Source organism: Acinetobacter sp. UBA801 (assembly GCA_002296655.1).
Lineage (GTDB): Bacteria > Pseudomonadota > Gammaproteobacteria > Pseudomonadales > Moraxellaceae > Acinetobacter.
Genome location: DBIN01000017.1, coordinates 15,649 through 38,098 on the forward strand (window position 1 = coordinate 15,649; position 22,450 = coordinate 38,098).

At 42.6% G+C, this 22,450-nt stretch carries 17 protein-coding genes; 9 read left to right on the forward strand and 8 right to left on the reverse strand.

What is annotated here, in order from left to right:
- Nucleotides 1-499 precede the first annotated feature (499 nt).
- The gene (gene ppc / locus B2W49_RS02475; protein ID WP_291334208.1) at nucleotides 500-3,184 is read right to left on the reverse strand and encodes a phosphoenolpyruvate carboxylase; all 2,685 of its coding nucleotides are present in this window, start codon (nucleotides 3,182-3,184) and stop codon (nucleotides 500-502) included.
- Nucleotides 3,185-3,394: 210 nt separating this feature from the next.
- Nucleotides 3,395-4,009 carry a TetR/AcrR family transcriptional regulator gene (locus B2W49_RS02480; protein WP_291334209.1) on the reverse strand — a complete coding sequence of 205 codons (615 nt, stop codon included), beginning with the start codon at nucleotides 4,007-4,009 and terminating at the stop codon, nucleotides 3,395-3,397.
- Nucleotides 4,010-4,156: 147 nt separating this feature from the next.
- On the opposite strand from B2W49_RS02480, the gene B2W49_RS02485 reads away from it, so the two are divergent.
- From B2W49_RS02485 to dnaJ, 4 genes are all read left to right on the forward strand, one after another.
- Nucleotides 4,157-5,296: an efflux RND transporter periplasmic adaptor subunit gene (locus B2W49_RS02485; RefSeq protein ID WP_291334210.1), complete on the forward strand. Its 1,140-nt coding sequence runs from the start codon at nucleotides 4,157-4,159 to the stop codon at nucleotides 5,294-5,296.
- 3 nt (nucleotides 5,297-5,299) lie between these two features.
- Complete coding sequence (locus tag B2W49_RS02490) at nucleotides 5,300-8,434, forward strand: efflux RND transporter permease subunit (RefSeq protein ID WP_291334211.1); 3,135 nt, start codon at nucleotides 5,300-5,302, stop codon at nucleotides 8,432-8,434.
- Between the two features lie 135 nt (nucleotides 8,435-8,569).
- Nucleotides 8,570-8,947 (forward strand): hypothetical protein, encoded by a 378-nt coding sequence (locus B2W49_RS02495; RefSeq protein WP_291334212.1) that lies wholly within the window; start codon nucleotides 8,570-8,572, stop codon nucleotides 8,945-8,947.
- Nucleotides 8,948-9,075: 128 nt separating this feature from the next.
- The gene (dnaJ, locus tag B2W49_RS02500) at nucleotides 9,076-10,191 is read left to right on the forward strand and encodes a molecular chaperone DnaJ (RefSeq protein WP_291334213.1); all 1,116 of its coding nucleotides are present in this window, start codon (nucleotides 9,076-9,078) and stop codon (nucleotides 10,189-10,191) included.
- Nucleotides 10,192-10,286: 95 nt separating this feature from the next.
- Here the strand turns inward: dnaJ and B2W49_RS02505 are convergent, their stop codons facing one another.
- Nucleotides 10,287-10,583: a hypothetical protein gene (locus tag B2W49_RS02505; protein ID WP_291334214.1), complete on the reverse strand. Its 297-nt coding sequence runs from the start codon at nucleotides 10,581-10,583 to the stop codon at nucleotides 10,287-10,289.
- Between the two features lie 283 nt (nucleotides 10,584-10,866).
- Between B2W49_RS02505 and dapB the strand changes: the two genes are divergently transcribed.
- Nucleotides 10,867-11,688 (forward strand): 4-hydroxy-tetrahydrodipicolinate reductase, encoded by an 822-nt coding sequence (dapB, locus tag B2W49_RS02510; RefSeq protein WP_291334215.1) that lies wholly within the window; start codon nucleotides 10,867-10,869, stop codon nucleotides 11,686-11,688.
- A gap of 157 nt (nucleotides 11,689-11,845) precedes the next feature.
- On the forward strand, nucleotides 11,846-12,463 hold the full coding sequence (locus tag B2W49_RS02515) for an START domain-containing protein (protein ID WP_414630572.1): 618 nt from the start codon (nucleotides 11,846-11,848) through the stop codon (nucleotides 12,461-12,463).
- 92 nt (nucleotides 12,464-12,555) lie between these two features.
- On the opposite strand, the gene B2W49_RS02520 is transcribed toward B2W49_RS02515, so the two are convergent.
- The 5 genes from B2W49_RS02520 to B2W49_RS02540 form a co-directional block, all read right to left on the reverse strand.
- The gene (locus tag B2W49_RS02520; RefSeq protein ID WP_291334217.1) at nucleotides 12,556-13,995 is read right to left on the reverse strand and encodes a capsule assembly Wzi family protein; all 1,440 of its coding nucleotides are present in this window, start codon (nucleotides 13,993-13,995) and stop codon (nucleotides 12,556-12,558) included.
- A gap of 143 nt (nucleotides 13,996-14,138) precedes the next feature.
- The gene (locus tag B2W49_RS02525) at nucleotides 14,139-14,513 is read right to left on the reverse strand and encodes an endonuclease domain-containing protein (RefSeq protein WP_291334218.1); all 375 of its coding nucleotides are present in this window, start codon (nucleotides 14,511-14,513) and stop codon (nucleotides 14,139-14,141) included.
- Nucleotides 14,514-14,721: 208 nt separating this feature from the next.
- Nucleotides 14,722-16,908 (reverse strand): polysaccharide biosynthesis tyrosine autokinase, encoded by a 2,187-nt coding sequence (locus tag B2W49_RS02530; protein ID WP_291334219.1) that lies wholly within the window; start codon nucleotides 16,906-16,908, stop codon nucleotides 14,722-14,724.
- 51 nt (nucleotides 16,909-16,959) lie between these two features.
- Nucleotides 16,960-17,388 carry a low molecular weight protein-tyrosine-phosphatase gene (locus B2W49_RS02535; protein ID WP_019837353.1) on the reverse strand — a complete coding sequence of 143 codons (429 nt, stop codon included), beginning with the start codon at nucleotides 17,386-17,388 and terminating at the stop codon, nucleotides 16,960-16,962.
- Nucleotides 17,388-18,491, reverse strand: coding sequence for a polysaccharide biosynthesis/export family protein (locus B2W49_RS02540; protein ID WP_291334220.1), 1,104 nt, complete (start codon nucleotides 18,489-18,491; stop codon nucleotides 17,388-17,390). Before B2W49_RS02540 ends, B2W49_RS02535 begins: the two co-directional genes overlap by 1 nt.
- 315 nt (nucleotides 18,492-18,806) lie before the next feature.
- Here B2W49_RS02540 and tviB point away from each other — a divergent pair, with 315 nt between their 5' ends.
- Genes tviB through B2W49_RS02555 form a run of 3 tightly spaced genes read left to right on the forward strand, consistent with a single transcriptional unit; the run spans nucleotide 18,807 to nucleotide 22,446 of the window.
- Nucleotides 18,807-20,084, forward strand: coding sequence for a Vi polysaccharide biosynthesis UDP-N-acetylglucosamine C-6 dehydrogenase TviB (gene tviB / locus B2W49_RS02545; RefSeq protein WP_291334221.1), 1,278 nt, complete (start codon nucleotides 18,807-18,809; stop codon nucleotides 20,082-20,084).
- Nucleotides 20,085-20,101: 17 nt separating this feature from the next.
- Nucleotides 20,102-21,298: a UDP-N-acetylglucosamine 4,6-dehydratase gene (locus B2W49_RS02550; RefSeq protein ID WP_291334222.1), complete on the forward strand. Its 1,197-nt coding sequence runs from the start codon at nucleotides 20,102-20,104 to the stop codon at nucleotides 21,296-21,298.
- Nucleotides 21,298-22,446, forward strand: a complete 1,149-nt coding sequence (locus B2W49_RS02555) for a LegC family aminotransferase (RefSeq protein ID WP_291334223.1) — start codon at nucleotides 21,298-21,300, stop codon at nucleotides 22,444-22,446. Before B2W49_RS02550 ends, B2W49_RS02555 begins: the two co-directional genes overlap by 1 nt.
- Nucleotides 22,447-22,450: the final 4 nt, after the last annotated feature.

A 22,450-nucleotide genomic window follows, 5' to 3' on the forward strand; every position in this document is an offset into this window, starting at 1 on the left:
TTATTTATAAATTTAAAGAATGTTTTGCTGCATCAATGGGATGAAAGTAGACGAAGAATAAATTTAATTGCACATAATTTAGGCTAGTTTTTCGCCACGCAACGTATAGAGCTAAAAAATGGGCGCACAGTGGATGATTAATGAGCAAGGTCAGCAAAGAACACCGTAAAAGACCACTCAGCAGGGAAGGGTGCCCTCAAAGATATAATGCGTTTAAACAGCAATAAGCCTGTAAAACATGGAGCCAATGATAAACACATCTGTGAGTACCGTCATTTGACCCAGAAAATAGTCAATGTTCATCTTTTTTTATCTGATATTTAATCATAAGCATAATTCAAACAAGGTAATACAGAAATTATAAAAAATGCCAGTTTTCATGGTTTATATGATTTTTTTAGTGACCCTTTTAACAGCAATCTGCCCAAGCCATTTCCAAGTGAGTGAATAAACCACAAGCAGAGTACATGACTCTGCTTGTTGTACTATTCGTAGAGGCTTAACCTGTATTGCGTAAGCCTGCTGCAATCCCTGCAATGCTTACCATGAGGGCATGATCGACAGGGGTATGTTCGGCATGTTGTTCTGCCAAATACCGGCGACGACGTTTCATCAACTCTGCCTGTAGCAAATGCAGTGGCAATAAATACGGTTTACGCACCCGCATTGATTGATCTAGCACATCATTGCTGCTGAGCAATTGTGATTCACCTTTGAGGGTCAGTAACGTTGTTACGGCATCACGCAGGCGTTGACGCAGTTGCTCACCGAGTTGTTTCAAGTCTTCGTCATCGGTCAGGTGTGACTCATAATACAATGCAATATTGCTGTCGGCTTTAGACAACACCATTTCTAACATATCAATTAAAGTCTGGAAGTAAGGCCAATCGCTGAGCATTTCATCTAAAGTGGCTTTTTGTCCCTGATCGATTGTTTGGTTAATTGCTGCGCCTGTACCTAACCAAGCAGGCAGCATCAAACGGATTTGCGTCCATGCAAATACCCACGGGATGGCACGTAAGGATTCAATTCCGCCGCTGACTTTACGTTTTGCAGGACGAGAACCGAGCGGCAACATCTGCAATTCTAGTTCTGGCGTAACGGTGCGTAAATATTTCACAAAATGTGGATTTTCACGCACAGTTTGACGGTAGACCTGTACCGAAAGCTCGGTCATGTTATGCATGACCTCGCGCCATTCTGCCTTTGGCACAGGTGGTGGCATTAGCGTCGCTTCTAAGGTGGCAGCGGTATAGACTTCCAGATTTTGCAATGCAACCCCTTCAAGTCCAAATTTAAAACGAATCATTTCGCCTTGTTCGGTAACGCGAATTGCACCTGAAATAGAACCTGGTGGCTGTGAGAACAGCGCTTGTTGAGTCGGTGCGCCACCACGGCTGATAGAACCACCACGACCATGGAATAAGGTTAGCTGCACAGCATGTTGCTGCGCTACCGCAGTCAGTTCTTCCTGAGCGCGGTACTGTGCCCAGTTGGCCGACATGAACCCTGCATCTTTGGCGGAGTCCGAGTAGCCAATCATGACCTCATGTTTGCCCTGAATATGCTGTTTGTACCAATGCATATTAAATAGGGTATTCATGGTCTGGGCAGCCCCATCCAAGTCTTTCAGGGTTTCAAACAGCGGCACCACACGTAAAGGATGCTGAATGCCTGCTTCTTTTTGCAGCAATAACACCGCTAACACATCACTTGGATATTCCGCCATGGAAATAATATACGCGCCCAAGCTTTCCTGCGGTTGCTCAGCCAACGTGCGCATGGTAGCAAACACTTCTTGCACATCGGGATGTTGAATCAGGCTTTGTGCAGGTTCCTGCATGAATTTTGGCAATAACGGACGTTTGCTTTGCAGTTCTTGAAGTAAGAAGTTCTGACGCGCTTGTTCAGTCCAAGTTTCAAAATTGCCCAAACCTAAATATTCGGTAATGGCAGAAATGGCTTGGCGATGACGTCCTGACTCTTGGCGAATATCCAGTTTTAGCAATTCAATACCAAAACAATTCACACGATGTATTAAATCCAGCAATTTGCCGTTCGCAATGTCTGACAATTGGCAAGCCGTCAGCGAGCGATAACACAGCAGTAAAGGCTGTAACAACTCGTCTTTGTTTTTAATCACCAAACTGTCATCAGCATCTTTGCCTTGTAATTTCGCTGCTAACCAGTTGCGGGTGGCTTTTAGGCGTTCACGGGTGTCGCGTAAATATTCACGGTACGGCTCTGCATGGGAATGTCCCAAAGCATCTGCCAATTCTGGGCTGCATTGCTGAATGGAAAGTTCCCAACGCAAGTTTTCAATATCACGTAAATACAGTTCTGCTGCTTTCCAGCGCGATAACCACAACACCTCTTGAGTCACTTTATGGGTGACATTGGGGTTACCATCACGGTCACCGCCCATCCAAGAGGCGAAACGCACAGGCGCAATATTCAGCGGCAGACTTTGCCCACAGTGTTCCTGCACAATGCTGTCTAACTCACGCATGAATTTAGGCACTGCATTCCACAGGGTTTGTTCGATGGTGGTAAAGCCCCATTTGGCTTCATCGACAGGAGTTGGGCGATGTTGGCGAATTTCATCGGTTTGCCAAGCCGAGCTGATGAGCTGTTTTAAATCTGCCAAAACTGCCTGACGTTCACGTGGCGTCAGTTTTTGTTGATCCATTTTAGACAGGCAGTCATTAATATCGTCATATTTTTGAATGAGGGTACGACGGCTGACTTCAGTCGGATGTGCAGTTAAAACCAATTCAATTTTCAGTTCGCAGACTTGTTGATAGAGTGTTTCTGCAGAAATTTGGTTGTCTTTAAACTTGAGGAATAAGTGATCGAGTGGGTTTGGAGAAACAGCATGTTCATCAAATTCGCTTTGGCGACGACTCCGCACCACATGATATTGCTCGGCGATGTTGGCAAAGTTCAAAAAGTGGGTAAAGGCACGGGTGAGTGGTAAGATCTCGTCATCTTCCAGACTTAAAAACAGTTGTTCGAGTTGTTTTTCAGCTTCGGCTTGTCCATCGCGCGCGCCTTTAGATAAAGCACGAATTTGTTCGACCTGATTAAACAAATCTTGTCCTGCGTGTAACTTGAGGGTCTCACCCAATAAGTTGCCAAGTAGGCGTACGTCATCGCGTAGAGGAGCATCAATTTGTTGAATCATTCGTTGTTCTCCATGTTCTGTGTTTTTTACTCTGTTAAGACTATACCCCGATTTAGACACAATCCAAGCGGGCTATCTACAAAAGTTGCATGGATTTTGCGCATCTGAAGTTATAGTGCCAAGCGGCAGTATTTCGCAGAGAAATACAGGGCAGAGTGGCATGCGATTTGGTAAAAAAATTCCGATTTAGATCAACCTTTATTAGCCTGTTCAGCCATAACGTAGCATAAAAATACCCATCGCATCTTCAATAATCTTTTGAGATTGTGCAGCATCAGGCACGGCACGTACACCGAGTAAAACTTCATGGTGACGTAAACCATGTAGTAAAGAAACGATCAATTCAGTTTGTGTTTTAGGTTCATCTGCCTGAATAAATTTTAGTTCTGCTGCTTTGCGAAAGAAGCTTTCCCACATCGCGCGAAGTTTGGCATGTGAGGCATTGTAAAACTGCAATGCCAACGGATTTTGCTCCGAGGCCAGTTCCATCAGCAAGTGTTCTAATTTAATCGCTTCAGGCATGTTGGCCAAGTTCAAGGACAGTTCACAGGCTTGGTATAAAGCCTGCTTAAAATTGCTATGTGCAGTCAAGTCCAAAGGTTGTGCCTTAAGCAGACTTTCACAGGTTTCTTCAATGGCACAGGAAAATAACGTGGCTTTGTCTTGAAAATGATTATACACCGTTAATTTGGTCACGCCTGCTTCACGTGCAATCTGATTCATACTCGAACCATGAAAGCCCAACTTTAAAAACAAGTGTTTTGCCGACATTAAAATGCGTTGGCGTTTTTCTAAATCTTTGGGTCGTCCGACATGAATCTGCACACGCTCCTCCTAATTTGCATCAGTACAACTGGAAAATGACGCTTCAGTTTTAATTAATGTACCTAGTGGTATATTAATTAAAAAATAATCAATTTAATATACTGCGTATTCTGCCCTAATAAAAACGTTTAAATAAGAGCACGCTAGATGAACACGACTCAGAATCTCATTGGCAGCCTGATGCTGTTGTGCTGTATCACCCTAATGGGATGCAGCAAGCAAAAAACCGAGGTTGAACAGGAAGTCCCTTTGGTGATGGTGACCCAGCCCAGCAGTTTACATCTTGAGCAAAAAAGCTATGCAGGCGAGGTGCAAGCACGTCAGCAAACCGCTTTGGCATTTCGGGTTGCAGGGCAAGTTACACAGCGTTTTGCCGATGTCGGAGATCGGGTCAAGGTTGGGCAAGTCTTAGCAACACTGGATGTGCAAGATGCAGCATTGCAGCTCAATGCCGCGCGTGCGCAACTGGAAAGTGCACAATCTGCTGCAAAAATTGCCAGTGATGAATTGCAGCGTTTTCAGCAATTGTTACCCATGAACGCAGTCAGCCGCTCGCAATATGATGCAGTCAAAAACCAGTATCAACATGCCATGGCGCAGTTGAAACAGGCGCAGTCTAATTATGCGGTTAGCAGTAATCAAACCGATTATAACCAGTTACGTGCCACAAAAAATGGCGTGATTACTGAACGCAATATTGAAGTTGGGCAGGTTTTAGCGGCAGGGCAGGTCGCTTATCAATTGGCGATTGATGGAGAACGTGAAGTCGTGATTGGTGTGCCTGAACAAGCAGTGGCTGAAATTCGGGTCGGGCAAGAGGCAACGGTCAGTTTATGGTCACAACCTGATAGCCGTTTTACTGGTACGGTTCGAGAAATTTCCCCTGCGGCAGATCAGTCACGTACTTTTAAAGTCAAAGTGGCTTTACGCGAAGGCAATGCACAGATTCAATTGGGACAAAGTGCGCGGGTATTTCTGACTCGCCAAGCCAATCAGGGTTTATATGTGCCTTTATCTAGCGTATCGGCAACTGGGCAACAAGCTTTTGTTTTGGTCTTGCAGGCCGATTCAACCGTTCGCCAAACTCCTGTTACCTTGGGCGCTTATGGACGGGACAGCGTGCCTGTACTCAGTGGCTTGCAGGCGCAAGATTATGTGGTAATGGGTGGGGTACATTTACTGCGTGATCGACAAAAAATCCGCCCAATTAACCGTGACAATCAAGCTGTACAGGCGGTCAATCCAACAGCTCAGGCAGCTCCTGCTGCTACACAGACGGAGCGTTAAAATATGAATTTTAACTTATCCGAATGGGCGTTAAAAAATAAAGGTTTAGTGGTCTACTTGATGCTGTTGTTGGGCATTGTCGGCTTTTTTTCCTATTCTAAATTGGCACAAAGTGAAGATCCGCCGTTTACCTTTAAAGTGATGGTGATTCAAACCTATTGGCCAGGAGCGAGTGCCAAAGAGGTATCCTTACAAGTCACGGACCGTATTGAAAAAGAATTGATGAGCACGGGCGATTATGAACGTATCATGGCCTATTCGCGTCCGGGCGAGTCCATGGTGACTTTTATTGCCAAAGATTCCATGCGTTCCAGCCAAATTCCAGATGTTTGGTACAAGGTGCGTAAAAAGGTCAATGACATCCGCCATGAACTGCCGCAAGGCGTACAAGGCCCATTTTTTAATGATGAATTTGGCGACACTTTTGGCAATATTTATGTGCTGACAGGCGCAGACTATGACTATGCCACCCTCAAAGAATATGCCGACCGTTTGCAACTACAATTGCAGCGGGTCAAAGATGTGGCCAAAGTCAATTTGGTGGGTTTACAAGATCAAAAAATCTGGATTGAGTTATCTAATACCAAAGCCGCGCAACTCGGTATTCCTGTTAGCGCGATTCAACAAGCCTTACAACAACAAAACAGCATGGCAAGCGCAGGTTTTTTTGAAACCCATTCAGACCGTATTCAGGTTCGTGTGAGTGGTGCACTGCACAGTGTTGATGAGCTGAAACAAATGCCACTGTTGGTGAATGACACCACCATTCAACTGGGCGATGTTGCTGAGGTCTATCGTGGGTTTAGCGAACCTGCCCAACCACGTATGCGCTTTATGGGCGAAAACGGGATTGGCATTGCGGTGTCGATGCGTAAAGGCGGGGATATTCTAGCTTTGGGTGAAAATCTGGAAACAGAATTTGCCCGTTTGCAAAAAACCTTGCCTTTAGGCATGCAACTGCAAAAAGTGTCTGATCAACCTGTAGCGGTAAAACACAGCGTCAATGAATTTATGAAAGTGTTGGCTGAGGCGGTGATTATCGTGCTTTTGGTCAGCTTCTTTTCACTGGGTTTTCGTACTGGCTTGGTGGTGGCATTTTCCATTCCACTGGTTTTGGCGATGACGTTTGCTGGTATGCATTTGTTTGATGTCGGACTGCACAAAATTTCACTCGGTGCGCTTATTCTAGCGCTCGGATTGTTGGTGGATGATGCCATTATCGCCATTGAAATGATGGCAATTAAGATGGAGCAGGGTTATAGCCGCTTGCAAGCGGCAGGCCATGCGTGGCGAACGACTGCTTTTCCCATGCTAACTGGGACATTAATTACCGCAGCAGGTTTTTTACCCATTGCCACAGCAGCCTCAAGTACAGGGGAATACACCCGTTCAATTTTCCAAGTGGTGACCATTGCTTTGGTGGTGTCATGGTTTGCTGCCGTGCTGTTTGTGCCTTATCTGGGCGATAAATTATTGCCAGATTTTCAGCGTCATGCACAGCGAGCGCCGTGGTATCAACGTCTTTGGGCGCGTTTACGCAAACAAGCTGAGCCGCAGCCTGTGCTACAGCACGCAGGTGAATTACACGACCCATATCAAACCCGTTTTTATCAAGTGTTTCGTGGTTGGGTCAATACCTGTGTGCGCTATCGTAAAACCGTCATTGCAAGCACAGTTGCTATATTTGTACTATCCATTGCCATGTTTAAATTGGTACCGCAGCAATTCTTTCCGCCTTCCAATCGGGCAGAAATTTTAGTCGATTTAAAACTTGAAGAGGGTGCATCCTTAACAGCCACAGAAGCAGCCGTTAAAAAAGTTGAAAAGTTTTTGGCGCAACAACAAGGTATCGACAATTATGTGGCCTATGTTGGCACAGGTTCACCGCGTTTCTATTTACCCTTAGATCAGCAATTGCCGCAAGCCAGTTTTGCCCAATTTGTGGTGTTGGCATCTTCCTTAGAAGACCGCAATGAAATTCGTCGTAATTTATCTGAGCAAATTCGCTTGTTATTGCCAGAGGTGCGTACTCGCGTGTCGTTATTGGAAAATGGCCCGCCTGTGGGTTATCCATTGCAATTCCGTGTGTCAGGCGAAGACTTGGCGCAAGTGCGACAATGGGCGCAGCAAGTCGCAGCCACCATCAGTGCCAATCCAAACAGTACCAATGTGCATTTAGATTGGGGCGAGCCGAGCAAAGTCATTCAATTGCAGATTGATCAAGACCGTGCCCGTCAAATGGGAGTGTCGAGTCTAGATTTGGCTAACTTCCTCAATAGTTCTATCAGTGGCGCGGCAATCAACCAGTATCGTGAAAAACGTGAACTGATTGAAATCCGTTTACGTGGCAATCAAACTGAGCGCTTAGATGTCGCATCTTTAAGCAGTTTGGCTGTACCGACTTCACGTGGAACATCGGTACCGTTGGCGCAAATTGCACACATTGAATACCGTTTTGAAGAGGGTTTAATTTGGCATCGTAACCGCTTGCCGACCATTACCGTACGTGGCGATATTCGTAGCAATCTGCAACCTGCAACGGTGGTGGCAGAATTGTCTGAGCCGATGGCAGCCTTGCGTGAAAAATTGCCAAGTGGCTATTTAATTGAAGTCGGCGGTACAGTTGAAGAGTCGGCACGTGGGCAAAAGTCAGTCAATGCAGGCATGCCATTTTTCCTTGCGGTGGTGATGACCTTGTTAATGATTCAGCTGCGTAGCATGTCACGTGCGCTCATTGTATTTTTGACTGCACCGCTCGGCATTATTGGTGTGGTATTGTTCTTGTTGCTGTTTAACAAACCCTTTGGTTTTGTGGCGATGCTTGGCACGATTGCCTTATCGGGTATGATCATGCGCAATTCCCTGATTTTAATTGATCAGATTGAGCAGGATATTCGGGCAGGAGAGTCGCAGTGGGATGCGATTATTAACGCCACAGTACGCCGTTGTCGTCCAATTGTACTCACAGCATTAGCGGCTGTTTTGGCCATGATTCCACTTTCTCGCAGTATTTTCTTTGGCCCGATGGCTGTGGCGATTATGGGCGGATTAATTGTCGCGACCTTATTAACTTTGTTCTTTTTACCAGCGTTATACGCCCAGTGGTTTAAAGTGAAAAAAAATCCACATAATCTGTAAAAGTGACATAATAACGGGTGCGAAACTTGGAAAATTTCAATATAGTAGCACCTTATATTTTTCAGCCTTTGCATACGTTACAGCATGCGCCAGATTAAAAAATAAAGTATGGCACAGATGGGGTTAAATCACATTATGAAGCAAGATAACTTGTTAAAGTTTCGCCGTTCCATTGCGATCTCTTACGTGTTTATGTTTTTTGCTTTATTTACTGTGGTGAGTGGCGCGTTGGCATATTGGTATGCCCGTAAAGTGATTGTGGTCGATAGCACCGAAGTCTGGTTACAGGCGCAGGCCTTATGGGTCATGCGCAATGTGTTGATTTATACAGTATTGGCACTGTTTGCTGCACTGTGGTTTATTCCATTGGTCTTCTTTCCTTGGGATGCCTTTTTATGGGTCAAAGCTTGCACCGTGGCAGGTGTAGTCTTTGCCGTGATTGCCTTCTTGTTTTTAATCAATGCTTGGATTAAAGGGCTATCCAAATTTTTGAAAAATAAAGCCGTATTCTAAGGGCTTTTCGCTTGTATTCAGCATACAGCTAAAATTTTTAGCAGTCTTCCCTTGTAAAACCCAGTTTTACCCCCATTTTATACATCAGTTCAGTTTTAATTAGAATTCCGTGAGGAGCATCGCCAGACATGGCTAAACGTGATTATTATGAGGTTTTGGGTGTCGCCAAAACAGCTAGTGATGATGAAATAAAAAAAGCCTACCGTAAGTTGGCGATGAAATATCATCCGGACCGTAACCCAGACAACACAGAAGCTGAAGAGAAATTTAAAGAAGCTGCGGAAGCTTATGAAGTTTTATCGGATGCCGAAAAACGCAGCATGTATGACCGCATGGGGCAGAATGCCTTTGAAGGCGGTATGGGCGGCGGCGGTGGCTTTAGTGGTGGTTTTAGTGCAGAAGACATCTTTAGCCAGTTCGGTGATATTTTCGGTGGTGCATTCGGTGGCGGTGGTCGTGGTCAGCAACGTGCACGTCGTGGTTCAGACTTACGCTATGTGCTGGAACTCACGCTTGAAGAAGCAGTCAAAGGCGTCAAGAAAACCATCACCTTTACAGCACCTGCGCCTTGTGACGCTTGTGATGGTAAAGGCTCAGAAAATCCAAATGATGTTGAAACCTGTCCAACCTGTCATGGTGCGGGTCAAGTACGCATGCAGCAAGGTTTCTTCTCGGTACAGCAAACCTGTAGCACTTGTCGTGGTCAGGGCAAAATCATCAAGAATCCATGTAAAAAATGTCATGGTTCGGGTGTGTCAGATCGTCAGCAAACCCTTGAGGTGACCATTCCTGCAGGGGTGGACAATGGCGACCGCGTACGCTTAACGGGTAAAGGTGAGGCGATTCGTGATGGTCAATCGGGTGATTTATACGTAGAAGTGGTGGTGCGCGAGCACGAAATCTTCCAGCGTGATGGTGCCGATCTATATATGGATGTACCTATCAACATTGCCGATGCTGCTTTAGGTAAGGAAATTGAAATTCCGACCCTAGATGGTCGCGTGAGCCTGAAAGTACCTGAGGGAACACAGACGGGTAAATTGTTCCGTTTGCGTGGTAAAGGGGTTAAACCTGTGCGTAGCAGTATGCAGGGCGATTTGCTCTGCCGTATTGTGGTGGAAACACCTGTGAATTTAACTGCACGTCAGCGTGAACTGTTAAAAGAATTACAGACGACGATGGAAGGTGAGGGCAGTCAGTCATCACCAAAGAAAAAGTCTTTCTTTGATCGTTTGTTTGATTAAGGAAACTTAGATTAGGTATGTCGAAGCACAACCTGATCTAAACTCAAAAAATAAAGGCGATCTGAAGGATCGCCTTTGTTGTATCTGCTGCACGCTTATTCGACTTCAGGCACATCTATTTCTAAAACATCTGCATTTTCTGAGCTTGCAGTTTCAACGGCAGTTTGTGGCTGAGCTGTATTTTCAGGCGCTACAACATTTACAGTTTGCGCTGCTTCTGTTTCAAGCTCAGGTGCATCCACATCAACCGCTAACGGTTCTTGTAGTGTCACGCTAATACGGACTTTGGACAGGCTTTCTAGTGTATCACCTTCTTGAAGTGCAGGCTCTGCAAATACGGATGCTGTACTCATACCTAACAATAATGCCAATACCATGTTCTTCGAATGCATGTAAATCCCCTTTAATTTGTGCAGTTGTTATCATTCGTGCAGGCTAGTCTGCGCATACAAGTTTGCAAATTTGTGAAATAAAAATAAAAGATGAGCATTTTCAGATAAATTTTTAGCATCGCTTCGTTAAAAGCTTACCTGAGGGGTGTAAAGTGACCATCAGCAGTATAGCTCGGCTTGCTTTCGGATAAAAATAAACCCAAAAACTTGACTGACAAACTTAGTCTAGGCAGCGAGTTTTGCTATAGTAAGCACAATTGAGAATCTATTTTAGGAATATGCTATGTCAGCAACTCCACGCATTGGTGTATTAGGCGCAGGCGGCCGTATGGGGCGCATCTTAATTCAAGCCGTTCAAGAAGCAGGCTACCAATTGGCAGCCGCAGTCGAACGCCCAGAAAGCAGTCTCTTGGGGGCAGATGCAGGAGAGTTGGCAGGTGTGGGTACACTCGGTGTGAAAGTTGTGGGCAGCCTAGAACAAGTATTGGCTGACTGTGATGTCGTGATCGACTTTACCGCACCAGTTGCTACTGCACAGCACTTAAAGCTTTGCCGTGAAGCAGGCGTAGCGATTGTGATTGGCACCACAGGCATGAATGATGAACAAAAAGCGCTTTTAGAAGAATCGGCTCAACAGACGCCAGTGGTGTATGCCGCCAACTATTCAGTTGGGGTAAACGTATCTATTAAACTGTTGGAACTGGCAGCCAAAGTCTTTGGTGATAGTGTAGATATTGAAGTGATTGAAGCGCATCATCGTCATAAAGTCGATGCACCATCAGGCACGGCATTGATGATGGGCGAGGCCATTGCAGCAACCTTAGGTCGTGATTTAAAACACGATGGCGTTTACTGCCGTGAAGGACACACAGGGCCACGTGAACGTAAAAGCATCGGTTTCCAAACCATTCGTGGTGGCGACATTGTGGGTGAACATACCGCAATGTTTATTGCCGATGGCGAACGCGTGGAAATTACCCACAAAGCCACCAACCGTATGAACTTTGCTGCAGGTGCAGTCCGAGCTGCAGCGTGGGTGGTGGGACGCGAAGCGCGTAAATACGATATGAAAGATGTACTTGGATTTAACGATATTCAGGTTTAAAACTGCGCAGTAATACGAAATAGATAAAATGACTTGAACAATTTTCAATCTGCCGCTAAAACTAGGGTCTGATGTCATGGATGATGACGCATCAGACCCCACACAAAACTAAAATAAGATGCACACGACAATGAAAAAAATTCTGCCAATTCTTGGCATGATCGCCTGTAGCTGTATCACGCATGCACAAAGCCTTGAACATGCCAAACTCAGTATTCATAAAAACAATATTAAAGTCTGGACCTTTCAACAGCAGTCTAGCCCTGTGTTTTTGTATAAGGCCGAAACCACCTTCAATGTACCTTTAGAAAAAGCCGCTGCCTTAATTTTAGATGTTGATCATGCTGTGAAATGGGTGCCTTATGTGGGCAGTGTCAAAGTCTTGTCACGCGATGACCAAAAAGGTGAGTTCTTGCTGTATATGGTGCTGGATTTTCCTTTTCCGCTAAAAGATCGTGATTTAGTGGTCAAAGGCAAAATGAGTAAAGATGCACAAGGTATTATCAGTATTCAAAATAAAGCCATTGAGGGGGGCTATCCCTTGAACCCAGATTATGTGCGTATTCAAGATTACGAAGGCGACTGGACCTTTCAGAAACTGGGCAATCAAAAAGTCAAAGTCAGTACCTATGGCTATGCTAACCCTGAGGGCTCGATTCCTTTAAGTTTTGTGAATATGTTTGTGCAGCAGCAACCGTATCAAATGCTGCAAAAAATGAAAATTGAATTAAGCAAAAGCGGTAGTTATAAGGCGTTGCCTGAAATTTTGCGTTAAATAATTGAGTTGCGCTGAATTTTTAATCTTAGAAAAATGGATGAAATCGGTGTCGATCTCATCCACGAAGTATTTCGGTCTAGCGGGTAGACTTAATATGAAAACAGCCCTTTTTCTAAAGGAAATTCAATGCCAATCGATGCACCACCATCATTGCCATGGACATCTGAATCGCTAATCCAGCCATTCAGTTTAAGTGGAATATCTGGGCGTAAATAGTGTGTCCAAGTCAAATCCAAAGCTTTTAACTGATCTTTTTCTGGGAAAGCATAATTCGTGTTTCGATTGGATTCATTCAATTTGGCAAACAACATACGTGCATTCACGCGGTTCATACGATCAAAACGAATATCACCACCCACTGAAATCATTTGTCCATCACCACCCATGGCATGCGCTAAAGGGTAGCCATGTTGATAAAAACCACCTTTATAGACACTGTGATTATAAGTGATACCTTGTGCTTTACCGTTGGTACGGGTGTCAGCCCATTCGGTATAGAGTTGGAACGGCATATTCTGATAGCTTGATGAATAGTCTACCCCAGCCAGATACATTTTTTTTGAAGGTAAGCCACCTGCTTCATCTTCACCTGCATATTGTGCATAGATTCCCATTGGAACTTGTACCAAGGGCTGTAGGTTCAAACGTGCATCAAATCCTGCCACTTGGTTAGAGGGATTGGTGGTATCACCATACACATTATCTTTACCAATAACCGCATCCCAGAGTGAATCAAAACTTTCAGGTCGACCTTCACCACCCCATTGAAATGCGCGTGATGCCCCAAGTTCTAAATAAGGTAGTGGTTGTGCTGTAACACGTAAACCTATCAGTTTTGCATCGGGCACAGCATCATAATCATGCAACTGACCTGCAAAAGCTTGGTATTGCCATGGGCCAATCCAAGACAGCCATTTATTGTTAAATGCCTGTTGTTCGGCACGCTGCATGGTTACACCATAGACAGGGCGGCTAGCATCGCCACGAATTAAACTGCCGTCATGTGCAGGCCCCCAGTAGGTTGAAATTTGTCCTGCAATGAGCCATTGATTCCAAAGCTTGGCTGCAATATAGGAACCTTCAACATTGACATCTTGATCGTTATCAATTTGTGGGTCTTTTTCTGCATTGACCCGAATTTTAGCATCCCAGTATTGATTGCCTGCATTGAGTTCCAAACCTGCTTGATATTGGGCTTTTTGTTGGTCGCCAAAGGCTTGTGGAATATGCTTTTGATCTGTTTCTGCAAAAAGCGAGGCTTTGAGCAGTTGGTTATTGGCATTTAAATGTGCCACCACTGCATCGATGACTTTTTGTTGAGTGTTGTTGCTGACTTTGGCTTGAGAAAGTGCACGTTGAATTTCATCACCACTCATAGGCCAAGTTGACGTACTAATTTGAATAACGCCTTGCTGATTTAGCCAGTTTAAATCGGTACGTAAGTTTTGGTCATTTAAGACAATGCCTTGGGCAAAGGTTAAGGATGAGCTTAATGCCAGTGTCGCCAGCAGCGCTTTGGGTGCAAACATGCTTATATATTCTCGGCGTTTATAAACTGTAAACAAGATAGGTTTATGAGTGGATTTTTGCAATGCGAGTTGTTAGGTATTGTTGTAAATTTAAAAGAAAATTCTTCTGTAAATGGTGGAGTTCCTCCCTTTTTAAAGGGAGGCTAGGAGGGATTATCAGCGTGTCGACTTAAAATCACATTTTCAATGATTTGGATGACTGCATCGAGTTCATGTAAAATTTGTAAATTATTGAATCTTAAAATAGTTAAATTTAATTGTGCCAAAACCTGATCACGCAATAGATCGTACTTTAAGCCTTTTTCATTTAAATGTTGGCTGCCATCACATTCAATAATTAAATTTGCCGCAGGACAGTAAAAATCTACAATAAAATTCAAAATAGGCTTTTGCCGATAAAACTGTAAGCCTAAGATTTGTTTTTGGCGCAGTCGTAACCAGAGTTTCTGCTCGGCTTCGGTCATATTGTTTCTTAACTGTCGTGCGTTATGTTTTAAATTTTTATTATAAGGTTGCATGTTTTTTATTCATAATTTCTTAAATGAAGTGGTTTGTTTTTTGAGTTACCCTCCTTACGCCATGCATGGTTCACCTTTTCAGGTTCTTTAAATCCCCCTCAATCCCCCTTTTTCAAAGGGGGAAGTCGCACAAGCATATACTGCTCACCTTTCAAAGGTGGGGAATATTGGGGTGGTGGGCTTATTTCAGCCCACCGATCATTTCAAATTAATCATCATCCTTATTGGCTTTATAGCCATAGGCATAGTTATAACCATAGCCATAACCACCCGCTTCACGTTGAATATCATTCAAAATAAAGCCGTTGACTTTCACGCCAGCTTGTTCAAAGCGGTTAACAGTCATTTCAAGCTCTTTCATTTGCGTCTTGGCATAACGTGCCACAACCAAATTCACACCCGCATATTGTGAAATAATAATCCCATCGGTGACGGCAAGAACTGGCGGGGTATCAATCAGAATATGGTCAAACTGACTCGACAAGTGCGTGAGCATGTCTGCAAATTTTTGCGTGCTTAACAACTCTGACGGATTGGCAGGGCTTTTACCACGACTGATGACGCTTAAATTTTCAACTTCCGTACTACGCACAATATTGCCTAACTCTTGCTGACCATTCAGGTATTCGGTTAAGCCTGGCTTAGGGTCGTAATTAAAGTATTTATGCACATAACCACGACGTAAATCGGCGTCAATCAGTAATACACGTTTATCACTTTGCGCCAAAATTGTGGCTAGGTTGGTTGAAATAAACGATTTACCCAACTCTGGTGCAGGGCCAGAAATCATAATGATATTGTTTTTGGCACTGTTTAAGGCAAAGTGAATAGCGGTACGCATGCTACGTAGGCTTTCAATGGCAATATCATCACTATTTTTAACCGCAAGAATAGGAAGATTCTTTTTCTTTTTCAGAATTTTAATACGGCTTTCTTGCACAGGTGAATGTGGCACAGTGGCATAAACAGGTAAATCCAATTCATTTTCAATTTGATTCGAGTCTTTAATACCTGACCGTAACATATTACGCAGTAAGGCCAACAATGTACCCAGAAAACCACCCAAGAAAACTGACAAAATCAGAATTTGTAATTTCTTTGGTTTAATTGGCTCAATCGGCTCTACCGCAGTATCTACAATACGCACATTGCCAATTTCACCTGCTTTAGCAATCCGCAGTTGTTGGTAAGAGTTAAGCAAGCCTGTATACAGCTGTTGTTTGACTTCTACTTCACGGAACAGTTGTAAATATTGGCGTTGTAATTCTGGCAAGCGTTTGAGCGTGCCGTCTAACTCTGCAATGCGTTTGTTAATTGCCCCCAATTGCGCATTCATTTGCTGCATCACAGGGTGTTCGTTGGTGTACTTGGCCGCAGCTTCAGCCACTTGTTGCTCTAACTGCGCTTTTTGGGTTTCCAAAGTAATACTTTGGGTTAAATACAACTCAGATTCTTTGGTCACATCGACTGTATTGAACTGTTGGCGGAAACGGTTAAATTCACGTTCTGCCACATCTAATTGTTGTTTCAGTTCTGGGAGTTGGTCTTCCAAAAACTTTAAGGTCTGTGCTGTTTCTGCGCTACGACGCTCAATATTTTGTTGGCTATACGCTGCTAAAATGGCATTCAGTACTTGGGTAATGTGTTGTTTGTCTTGTCCTTGGTAATTTAGTCCCAATACACCTGTCAATTTACCTCTTTCTGCTACTGAATAGTTGGCAGTTAAGCTTTTCATGGCAGCAGGCAGGCTTTGCTTTTGGATGTTATAGGCAGCGTTAAAGCTGTCTTGACTAAAAATTGCGACTTTCCACAGCCCAAATTCAGACTGTAATTGACTGGCTTGGTTTAAAGGTGCAGAAAAAACCACCTGTTCGGTTGCTGCATCGGTTAGGCTGTATTTGCCTTGTGCAAATTTTAAAATTAAGTTTTTATCTTGAAAATATTGCGGGATATCGAACTGGCGAATATCAAAACTTTTTTGATTGTCTTTAAACAGCACTGACTGAGATGAATATTCACTGTCATATTCATGCTTGGCAATTAAACGATTCCAGAAACTGTCTTCTGTACCCGAAACGCGAATATCTAAATTCAGATGATCAATCGCGCTGCCCAACACCAAACGTGATTTTAAAATTTCAATTTCAGCTTGTGCAGGTGATTTCTGCTCAATCATGCTGGACAGATCACCCAATAACGCTGCAGAGGCCCCTTTGCTGTCTTCGACCTGTACCAAAGCATCTACTGCATAGGTGTCTGGCGTAGTTCTTAAATACAGTAAAGCGCAGACGATACTGAGTAGAACGCAAAGGGTAATCATTTTCCATTGTGCGATTAAGGAAAAAAATAATTCCTTTAAATCAATGGTATCTTCGGTGTTGGCGGTTTGGCTCATAGTTTAAATATCAAAAAAGTAGAATTTTAAAAAAGCTATAATATCAATAAACTAGATATATTTTTTCCAGTCGGCAATGCAGGCTTGAATTAACGCACAGGTCTCATCAAATACGGCCTGATCGTGCTGATAGGGGTCGGCCACATTTTTACTTTGCCAGTGCCCCAATCTAAAGGTTTTGCCTTTGGCAAAGGGCCAGGTTTGTTCCACATGCTTTTGTTGATTTTGGCTCATCACCAAAATCAGATCGGCTTTTTTAATTAAGTCTGCATTGAGTTTTTTTGCCACGTGTGGACTCATGTCAATGCCGTGACGTTGCATACATAAACGGGCTTTGTCATCGGCTGCATGACCCACCAAGCCTGAAATACCTGCAGATTCAATCTGTAAGTGTGGGTACTGCTGTTTTAAAAAGTATTCTGCCATGGGGCTACGGCAAATATTGCCAATACACACCACCAAAATGTGATTAATTTTCATTAGTTCCCCAAACGATCTAGGTTATATAAAGCATTTGAGAATGGAATAATTTGGTTAACCACACGTTGCCAGCGGGCCAAGCCTGATGCATCGACATAGACAATATCATTGCTGCGCATTTTAAACTGATTAGCCAAGCCAAAGTCTGCAATGCTGGTTAAATCCATGTGATAGACTTCGGTATGTGCTGCATTCGGCTGGCTACGGACCACATAAATTTTACTGCGGCTGGCAGACAGTGGGTTTAAGCCTAGGCTTTCACCCAATACATCGCTTAAGCTCATGCCTTGATCACGCATAGGGAGCGATTGATTTTTACCCGATTCACCCATCACATAAATTTTTTGATTTTCACGGTTGTTGACATACAAGGTGTCATTTGGCTGGATGAGTAAGTTGTGCAATGACAAGCCTGCTTTTTCCAGCTCTACGGTATTGAGTTGATAGCTACGCCCCTGACGCACTAAAGTCATAGAAGCATTGTCACCTTGTTGAGCATTGACCCCGCCTGCCATGCCTAAAGCGGTATACACACTGACAGGTTGATCATTTAAATAGAATTGCCCGCCCTTCATCACATTACCTTGTACTGAATAACGCTGACCTTGGTAAGACAAGACTCGTACAATCACGTCAGGTGTTTTTAAATAACGTGCCAATTGACCGCGCAGCTCACGGTTGACTTGTGCTAAAGACTTACCTGCGGCTTTGTAACGGCCAATAATAGGAAACTGAATATACCCCTGTGAGTCAATTTGATAGCCATTGGACTCGACTGCTTTTTCACTACTAATGGTATTGGTTGGTGGGGTAATTTCAGGGTAGGCCCATAAATATATAGATAAAATATCGCCTGAACTTAAACGGTATTGGCGTTGAGGTGTATTGAACAGATGCGCATAGTCTTGTTGAATGTTGTGTACAGCAGGTTGCACAGCCAGCATAGAGTCTTGCGTGAGTTTAATCACATTGACAGCTGTGCCCAAGTCAGTGGTGTAAACCCCTTCACGAGGTAGGTCATAGGTTTGTAAACCAGAAGTGACAGCGCACCCTGTGGTGGCAATGCCACATGCCAATAAAACAGCCAATTGAAAGTGTCGCACGCGAGATCCCATTATTAAATTTTTTAAAATCGTTTTGAGTAAATTACTGTCATTTTACCGAACTTATAAAATAGGTACATAGCAATTTGTATTCAATTTGCATATTTGGCAGAAGCATCAAGTAAAAAATGATAGTAAGTAAAAATTAGGTCGCTATTCTAAATAAAAGGTGAATATTCACCAAAACTATACACTGTGATCTGTTTCAAGTAATTTGAGCACAAATCATAATAGAAATTTCATGAATTTCTGCTAGTATTCCTGCCGAAAGATTCATTCTTCATAAAATACAGTTATAAATTGAAAGGCGCTCAAATGCTACAGCTCTCAGACCTAAAAATTGCCATTATTGGTTTAGGCTATGTCGGTTTACCCTTAGCAGTTGAATTTGGCAAGCAGCTGCCTGTGGTGGGTTTTGATATTCAGCAAAAACGTATACAAGAATTACAAAATGGGCAAGATCACACTTTAGAAGTGTCGCCAGAAGTACTTAAACAAGCAACACAACTGACTTATTCCGCTAATTTAGATGATTTAAATAGCTGCAACTTTTTTATTGTCACTGTGCCTACTCCAATTGATGAGTTTAAGCAGCCAGATTTAACGCCCCTTGTTAAAGCCTCGACCAGTATTGGCCAGGTACTTAAAAAAGGCGATGTGGTGGTGTATGAGTCTACCGTTTACCCCGGTGCTACCGAAGAAGCCTGTATTCCAGTTTTGGAACAAGTGTCTGGATTAAAATTCAATCAGGATTTTTTTGCAGGCTATAGCCCAGAACGGATTAACCCAGGCGATAAGCTACACCGTGTGACCAATATTTTAAAAGTGACTTCGGGTTCTACCCCAGAAGTTGCAGACTTTGTAGATGCAGTTTATCAATTGATTGTTACTGCAGGTACGCATAAAGCACCCAGTATAAAAGTGGCTGAAGCAGCTAAGGTCATTGAAAATACCCAACGTGATGTGAACATTGCTTTAATTAATGAATTAGCCGTGATCTTTAATAAGTTGGGTATTGATACTGAAGCGGTTTTACAGGCTGCGGGAACCAAGTGGAATTTTTTACCTTTCCGCCCTGGTTTAGTCGGTGGGCACTGTATTGGGGTAGATCCATATTATTTAACCCATAAAGCACAGTCTTTAGGCTTGCATCCAGAAATTATTTTAGCGGCACGTCGTTTAAATGACCGTATGGGTGAATATGTTGCAACACAATTGATTAAAGAGATGGTGAAGCAGCGTATACAAGTGGTGGGTTCAAAAATTTTAGTGATGGGCTTGAGTTTTAAAGAAAACTGTCCAGATATTCGCAACACAAAAATTATTGATATGGTTCAGGCTTTAAAAGAGTATGAGCTGGATTTAGATATTTATGACCCGTGGGTGGACCCAAAAGAAGTGGAGCATGAATATGGTTTGGCTCCAATCAGTGCATTGCAGAATAATGAATATGACGCGGTTATTTTAGCAGTTGCTCATGATCAGTTTAAACAAATGACAGCAGCAGATATACATGCTTTGGGTAAAACTAAGCATGTATTGTTTGATTTAAAATATATATTAAGTAAAGAATACTCAGATATTAGACTTTAAAAATAGGATTTTTAATAATGTCATTAGATATACAGTTGAACTTAATTGGTCGCTCACAAGAGCTTTTTACAAATGATATTCAAGTTTGGAATAAAAAATTAAAAGATATCATTGAATCTTCAAAGTTTTTAGTTTTGGGTGGTGCTGGTTCAATTGGGCAGGCTGTTGTCAAAGAGATTTTTAAACGCAATCCAGAGAAGCTTCATGTTGTTGATATTTCTGAAAATAACTTAACAGAAGTTGTTCGTGATATTCGTAGTTCATTTGGGTATATTGATGGGGATTTCCAGACTTTTGCATTGGATATTGGCTCTGCTGAATATGATGCTTATATCAGGAATGATGGTGACTTTGACTATGTTTTAAATCTTTCTGCTTTAAAACATGTGCGTAGTGAAAAAGATCCGTTTACATTAATGCGAATGATTCATGTCAATATTTTAAATACTGAAAAAACGATTCAGCAGTCTATCGAAAAAGGTGTAAAAAAGTATTTCTGCGTCTCGACAGATAAAGCTGCTAACCCTGTAAATATGATGGGTGGCTCAAAACGTATTATGGAAATGTTCCTGATGCGTCAAAGTCAGCATATTGATATTTCCACGGCCCGTTTTGCGAATGTTGCATTTTCAGATGGTTCTTTACTACATGGTTTTAATCAACGTATTCAGAAAAATCAGCCAATTGCTGCGCCAAATGATATTCGCCGTTATTTCGTTACTCCAAAAGAATCAGGTGAGTTGTGCCTCATGTCTTGTTTGTTAGGGGAAAATAGAGATATTTTCTTCCCTAAACTTAGCGAGCATTTACACCTCATTACTTTTGCAGATATTGCTGTGAAATATCTTAATAACCTTGGATATGAGCCGTATTTGTGTGAGTCTGAAGATGAAGCGCGTAGCTTAATTCAAACCTTGCCAAAACAAGGAAAATGGCCTTGTTTATTTACAGGAAGTACAACGACTGGTGAGAAAGATTTCGAAGAGTTCTTTACCGATAATGAAACTTTAGATATGCAACGTTTTAATAATTTAGGTGTTATTAAAAACGAGCTAAATATTGAAGAAGATAAATTGCATGTATTCGAAGAAAAAATTCATGCAATGCTTTTAAATAAGCAATGGAATAAAGAAGAAATTGTTGATCTATTTAACTATATGATGCCTAACTTTGGACACAAAGAAACAGGTTTATATTTAGATGGGAAAATGTAATGGATACTTCCAAATTTAATCAGTTTGTACGAGACATTTATCGTACCAATAGTTTTATTCCATTACATGAACCTCGTTTTCTTGGTAATGAAAAAAAATATGTATTAGATACGATTGATAGTACTTTTGTCTCTAGTGTTGGTTCATATGTAAACGACTTTGAAGCCAAGGTTCAACAATTTACAGGCTGTGCTAAAGCCATTGCGACTGTGAATGGAACAGCTGCATTACATATTGCTCTTTTACTCGCTGGTGTAAAGCGCGACGATATCGTAATTACCCAAGCTTTGACTTTTGTCGCAACCTGTAATGCTTTGTCTTATATCGGTGCGGAACCATTGTTTACTGATGTTTCATTGAAGACACTTGGTCTGTGTCCAAAGGCATTAGATGTTTATTTGCAAGACAATGCTTTTATTGATGGCCAAGGTGTATGTAAACACAAAGCAACGAATAAACGTATTTCTGCAATCGTTCCAATGCATACATTTGGCCATCCTGTAGAAATTGATGAGCTACAACAGGTAGCGACCAAGTGGCGTATTGCACTTGTTGAAGATGCTGCTGAAAGTTTAGGTTCTTACTACAAAGATCAACATACTGGAACCTTTGGTTTAGTTTCAGCACTTAGTTTTAATGGAAATAAGGTTATCACTACTGGCGGCGGCGGCATGGTCTTGTGTCAAGATGAAGAACTTGGCATAAGAGCGAAGCACATTACGACAACTGCAAAAATACCACATCCGTATGAATTTTATCATGATGAAAATGGTTTTAACTACCGTTTACCGAATTTGAATGCTGCTTTAGGTTGTGCACAAATGGAAGGCTTGGAAGGTTTTCTGGCTAAAAAGCGTGATTTAGCTCAGCAATATCAAGATTTCTTGAAAGATAGTGATGTTTCATTTGTTGTGGAACCTGAAGACTGCCGATCTAACTATTGGTTAAATGCCATTATTTGCAAAGATAAAGCACAACGAGATTTGATTTTGGATGAAACCAATTCAAATAAGGTGATGACTCGCCCAATCTGGACTTTAATGACCAGATTGCCAATGTACCAAACTGCATTACAAGGTGATTTAACTAACTCATTATGGCTGGAAGAAAGAGTCGTAAATATTCCAAGTTCAGTTCCTCTGGAGTAATAAG

Excerpts from the sequence above, each read along its gene's own strand:
- ppc (WP_291334208.1), bottom strand. The coding sequence starts at position 3,184 with ATGATTCAACAAATTGATGCTCCTCTACGCGATGACGTACGCCTACTT.
- B2W49_RS02485 (WP_291334210.1), top strand. The coding sequence starts at position 4,157 with ATGAACACGACTCAGAATCTCATTGGCAGCCTGATGCTGTTGTGCTGT.
- B2W49_RS02490 (WP_291334211.1), top strand. The coding sequence starts at position 5,300 with ATGAATTTTAACTTATCCGAATGGGCGTTAAAAAATAAAGGTTTAGTG.
- B2W49_RS02495 (WP_291334212.1), top strand. The coding sequence starts at position 8,570 with ATGAAGCAAGATAACTTGTTAAAGTTTCGCCGTTCCATTGCGATCTCT.
- dnaJ (WP_291334213.1), top strand. The coding sequence starts at position 9,076 with ATGGCTAAACGTGATTATTATGAGGTTTTGGGTGTCGCCAAAACAGCT.
- B2W49_RS02505 (WP_291334214.1), bottom strand. The coding sequence starts at position 10,583 with ATGCATTCGAAGAACATGGTATTGGCATTATTGTTAGGTATGAGTACA.
- dapB (WP_291334215.1), top strand. The coding sequence starts at position 10,867 with ATGTCAGCAACTCCACGCATTGGTGTATTAGGCGCAGGCGGCCGTATG.
- B2W49_RS02515 (WP_414630572.1), top strand. The coding sequence starts at position 11,846 with ATGATCGCCTGTAGCTGTATCACGCATGCACAAAGCCTTGAACATGCC.
- B2W49_RS02520 (WP_291334217.1), bottom strand. The coding sequence starts at position 13,995 with ATGTTTGCACCCAAAGCGCTGCTGGCGACACTGGCATTAAGCTCATCC.
- B2W49_RS02525 (WP_291334218.1), bottom strand. The coding sequence starts at position 14,513 with ATGCAACCTTATAATAAAAATTTAAAACATAACGCACGACAGTTAAGA.
- B2W49_RS02530 (WP_291334219.1), bottom strand. The coding sequence starts at position 16,908 with ATGAGCCAAACCGCCAACACCGAAGATACCATTGATTTAAAGGAATTA.
- B2W49_RS02535 (WP_019837353.1), bottom strand. The coding sequence starts at position 17,388 with ATGAAAATTAATCACATTTTGGTGGTGTGTATTGGCAATATTTGCCGT.
- tviB (WP_291334221.1), top strand. The coding sequence starts at position 18,807 with ATGCTACAGCTCTCAGACCTAAAAATTGCCATTATTGGTTTAGGCTAT.
- B2W49_RS02550 (WP_291334222.1), top strand. The coding sequence starts at position 20,102 with ATGTCATTAGATATACAGTTGAACTTAATTGGTCGCTCACAAGAGCTT.
- B2W49_RS02555 (WP_291334223.1), top strand. The coding sequence starts at position 21,298 with ATGGATACTTCCAAATTTAATCAGTTTGTACGAGACATTTATCGTACC.